This is a genomic window from Pedobacter sp. 05L430, from assembly GCF_056397585.1.
In genome coordinates this window covers 1-4,659 of the sequence record NZ_JBFTNT010000320.1, presented here as the reverse complement: position 1 = coordinate 4,659, position 4,659 = coordinate 1, and the positions used below count along the sequence as shown (strand labels likewise).

4 protein-coding genes are annotated in these 4,659 nt (G+C 37.7%); 3 read left to right on the top strand and 1 reads right to left on the bottom strand.

The window, feature by feature from the left end; translation table 11 throughout:
• The coding region (locus tag AC1DG9_RS23625) for a GntR family transcriptional regulator (RefSeq protein WP_477635352.1) at window positions 1-497 on the bottom strand (497 nt) is incomplete at its 3' end.
• Window positions 498-592: 95 nt separating this feature from the next.
• Here AC1DG9_RS23625 and AC1DG9_RS23620 point away from each other — a divergent pair.
• From AC1DG9_RS23620 to AC1DG9_RS23610, 3 genes are read left to right on the top strand one after another with little or no spacing between them, the layout of a single operon-like run.
• On the top strand, window positions 593-1,099 hold the full coding sequence (locus AC1DG9_RS23620; RefSeq protein ID WP_288882286.1) for a GNAT family N-acetyltransferase: 507 nt from the start codon (window positions 593-595) through the stop codon (window positions 1,097-1,099).
• Between the two features lie 15 nt (window positions 1,100-1,114).
• A complete protein-coding gene (locus AC1DG9_RS23615; RefSeq protein ID WP_288882288.1) occupies window positions 1,115-1,906 on the top strand; it encodes a PhzF family phenazine biosynthesis protein in 792 nt (263 codons plus the stop codon).
• Window positions 1,907-1,953: 47 nt separating this feature from the next.
• Window positions 1,954-4,116: a S46 family peptidase gene (locus AC1DG9_RS23610; RefSeq protein ID WP_337715212.1), complete on the top strand. Its 2,163-nt coding sequence runs from the start codon at window positions 1,954-1,956 to the stop codon at window positions 4,114-4,116.
• The last annotated feature ends 543 nt before the right edge of the window (window positions 4,117-4,659 follow it).

Sequence of the window (4,659 nt, the reverse complement as noted above, 5' to 3'; positions counted from 1 at the left end):
ACCTCTCTTCTAAGCTTGTCATTTCCTTGTACCTGGTCGTAAGCTGTACCGCTGCTATCAAGAGTTCTCATGGCTTGTATCATCCCCTTGTTTAATTTTGCGATAGGGAGAAGGCTTTTGTGAGGCACACCTAACGAAAGCAGTGTTATTTTTGGGTTTGCACTGTCTTGATGAACGCGGGTAATAAGATCGTCCTGACTATGCAGAACAGATCCGGACGAAGGTTTACTTGTTTCGGGTACGGCTAAACGTTTTTTAGGAGGTACGCAAACATAATACCCTGATCTTGGTCTGGTTTCAATAAGCGATCTGCTCTCCAATTCATAATAAGCCTGTGTAACGGTACTCATATTATGGCCTAGTTCTCTGCAGAGCATTCTTACGGATGGAAGCTTATCACCTGCTTTTAACACCTCATTCATAATTTGCTTTTCGATGCGGGCAGCAATTTGAAGATATAAGTATGGCTCTGATTTGGGGGCTTGCTTTAATTCCATAGTTTAAAACTGTATTGGTCAAATTTAATAAAATTGTATCTGTGTTGGTGTAATTATATTGTTGAATTTTGTGTTATTATTTTAACAGTACCGATATGACCATTTTACATAGCACCCAGGAAGACTTAGATTCTATTTTTAAAATTTATGATGATGCTACTGAGTATCAAAAGAAACAAACCATTAATTATTGGAAAGGCTTTGAAAGATCGCTTGTTAAAAAAGAGATTGATGAAAAGAGGCAGTACAAGATTATGGCGGATGGTGAAATAGCCTGTGTTTTTGTGATCAATTATGATGACCCGCTAATCTGGAAAGAAAGAAATGCAGATCCATCTATTTACATTCATCGCATTGCAACCAATCCGGCTTTTAGGGGTAGTTCTTTTGTGAAGCAAATTATAGAATGGGCCAAAGGTCATGCAAAAGAGACCGGTAAGGAATTTATAAGAATGGATACTACCAGTGGTAACGACAAGTTGAATAATTATTATTTTAAATGTGGCTTTGCTGATAAGGGAGTTACACTAATAGGGTTTGAAGAGGAACTGCCGGTTCACTACAGGGGTGGGAGCCTTAACCTGTTCGAAATTAAATTGTAAATCTAAACATAGAAGATGAAAAAAATAGAACTTTATCAGATCGATGCATTTACTGACCAGCTTTTTGGTGGTAATCCTGCATGTGTGGTTCCTCTTGAGTCGTGGCTACCAGATAGCCTCCTTTTAAAGATTACTAATGAAAATGCCGTTCCTGAAACTGCCTTTTTTGTGCCAGAGGGAGAGGCTTTCAGTTTAAGGTGGTTTACCCCAGAGCATGAGATGGATTTGTGTGGTCATGCAACTCTGGCTACTGCCCATGTTTTAAAAACGCTACTAAATTATCCGAACGACAAGATTATCTTTAATTCTAAAAGCGGACCATTAGAGGTTAAGATAGTTGATGAGCAGTACACTTTAAATTTCCCATCAAGAAAGCCCGAGCCGGCAGTGTTGCCCGAAATCATTTCTAAATCCTTAAATAAACAACCCAAAGAAGTACTTAAGTCAAGAGACTACATGCTGGTTTATGATAATGAGCAAGACATTAGAGATTTGGTGCCCGACAGAGAGATTCTGAATCAAATAAATCTTGAGCCAGGTGGTATTATTATAACCGCAAAAGGTGATAAGGTAGACTTTGTATCCCGTTTCTTCGTTCCTCAGGCAAGTATATTTGAAGATCCGGTTACCGGATCAGCGCATTGTTCATTAATTCCTTATTGGGCAGAAAAATTGGCGAAAACAGAGATGAGTGCCCTGCAGTTGTCAGACAGAATAGGGAAGCTTCAATGTATAAATGCAGGGGATAGGGTATTGATTAGCGGAACGGCTAAAACTTACTCAGCGGGTTTTTTCTTTATAGATTAACCCAGTTATTCATTAACTTTACAGCATAACTAACTAATTATTTCATCATGAAGAAAACAGTATATCTGCTGTTGTGTGCAATGGTATTTTCCTTTGTAAACACAGTAAAAGCAGATGAAGGGATGTGGATCCCTATGCTGATAGGTAAAAACTATGAGCAAATGAAAAAACAGGGCTTTAAATTGACTGCAAAAGACCTGTATAATGCAAATGGATCGAGTTTAAAGGACGCCATTGTTCATTTTGGTGGTTTCTGTACAGGTGAGATCGTATCTGATAAAGGTTTGATCTTTACTAATCACCACTGTGGTTATGATGCCATTGCATCGAATTCAACCGCTCAAAACAATATCCTTGATAACGGGTTTTACGCCAAAAACTATGGTGAAGAGAAACCAATTGATGGTTTGTTTGTCCGTTTTCTTCAAAGGATGGAAGATGTAACCCCTCAGGTTAACGAAGCAACAAAAGGCTTAAAAGGAGCAGAGAAAGCTGCTAAAATGCTTGAGGTATTTAATACCATTTCAAAAGCGGCTGTTACTGGCCCAACAATAGAAGCTAATGTAAAGGATTTTTATAAATCTAATCAGTTCATCCTTTTTGTTTATGAACGTTTTGATGATGTCCGTTTAGTAGGTGCACCGCCACAAAATATTGGTAAATATGGTGGTGATACTGACAATTGGGAATGGCCTCGCCAAACAGGAGACTTTTCTGTTTTCAGAGTATATGCTGCTAAAAATAATGCTCCTGCAAAATATTCAGCAGAAAATGTTCCTTTTAAACCAAAGAAATTCTTGCCGGTATCTATTAAAGGGGTAAAGAATGGTGATTTTTCAATTGTTTATGGATATCCTGGTCGTACAGATAGGTACTTAACTTCTTATGGAGTTGATCTGGCTACTGAAAAAGTAAGTCCTACCATCGTTAAGCTTCGTGATATTCGTTTGAAAGCATGGAAAGCAGAAATGGATAAAAGTGTTGAAACACGCTTAAAGTTGTCATCTAAATATGCCAATATTGCAAATTATTGGAAATATTATATCGGCCAGACTGAGCAGTTAAAGCGCTTAAAAGTTTCTGAATCTAAAAGAAAAGAGGAAAAGGCATTTACTGAATGGGCTGCTCAGAAAACTGAATTTGCCGGTTTAATGGAGCAGTATGATCAGATCTATAAAAGTATTGATCCGATATCTGTTCAACGTACTTACATTAATGAGGGTTTCTTAGCATCTGCATGGGTTCCAAATGCCATTTCAATTGGCAGAGCATGGAATGCAATGGATCAAAAGAAAGGTGATGATGCTTTTGCAACTCAGGTAAAGGGAGGTGTTGATAAAGCTATTGGAACTTATCAGGAAACATATAATGAAATTGCAGACAGGAAGATTTTTGCACAAATTCTTGCGTCTTTTTATAATGATGTTCCCGTAAAATCACAGCCTAAGTTCTTTAGCGAAATTGCTGAGAAATACTGGGCAGGAAATTCGGAAGCTACTTTCCAAAAGTATGCAGATTACCTTTGGGAGAATAGTAATTTTATTAAGCCAGAGAAATTAAAGGCATTTATGGCTTCTAATCCTTCTCTTGATGCCATTAAAAATGATCCTGGGTATAAGTATGCAGTAAATCTTTATCCTGCAGACTATGTTAAGGCCAACTTTGGGTCGATAGTTGCTGATTTTGAAAGTAAAAAGGAGGAACTGGACAACCTATATCTGAAAGCGATTTTAGAGAAAAATGCAGGGAAAATAATGTATCCTGATGCAAATTCAACGATGCGCCTTAGCTATGGTAATGTGCAGGACTATTCTCCAAAAGATGGTATTGTTTATAAGACAACAACTACCATTGACGGTGTTATGCAAAAATATATTCCTGGCGACAGTGAGTTTGATTTGCCAGCCAACCTGATCGAAAACTATAATAAAAAGAACTTTGGTCAGTATGGCAATGACGGAACTTTAACCGTTGGTTTTATTACCAATAATGACATCACCGGAGGTAATTCGGGGTCGCCGGTTATTAATGGTAATGGTGAACTGATCGGTTTAGCATTTGATGGTAACTGGGAAGCCATGAGCGGTGATATCGCTTTTGATAAACAGTTTAAACGTACCATATGTGTGGATGTACGCTATGTGTTATGGTGTATTGATGTGCTCGGCGGTGCTAAGAATTTGATTGAGGAATTAGATTTGAAAAAATAAGAGGAAAAAATGACACACTCTTTTCATCCTCGAATATTTGCTGAAGAGCAAAAATTCGCATGTCTTCAAAGAGGAATCATTTTTTCTGGAAAAGAGGATAGGAAGGAGCAGAAAGGAAGGAGTTTTATCTGAATCGATCGTCATCCTGAGTTTAGCTCAGGATCTCTCACAGACAAGTTCGCCATCTCGACCTGAGGAGAGATCTMTTGGTTATGTTAATTCAAGAGATCTCTCCTCAGGTCGAGATGACGGTAGCTTTAAAAACAATCTGCTATTGTTGATATTAAAAAAGGGACGGCTTGCATTTGCAAACCGTCCCTTTTTTAATTGCGGTTTATTGGTTTGCTATAAGGGTTTAGTAACATAAATAATGCTGTTTTTTATGGAATGAGTTTTATATCTTTAGCATTGCACACATTGTGAAAACTTAAGAACCAAACTTATAAACTAATCAGTATTATGTCCTTAATCTTTAATAGAACAATTACGTCCAAACTCAAGATTGCTTTTTCGGCAGCTTTGCTTTTTGGTCAGGGTATTGCC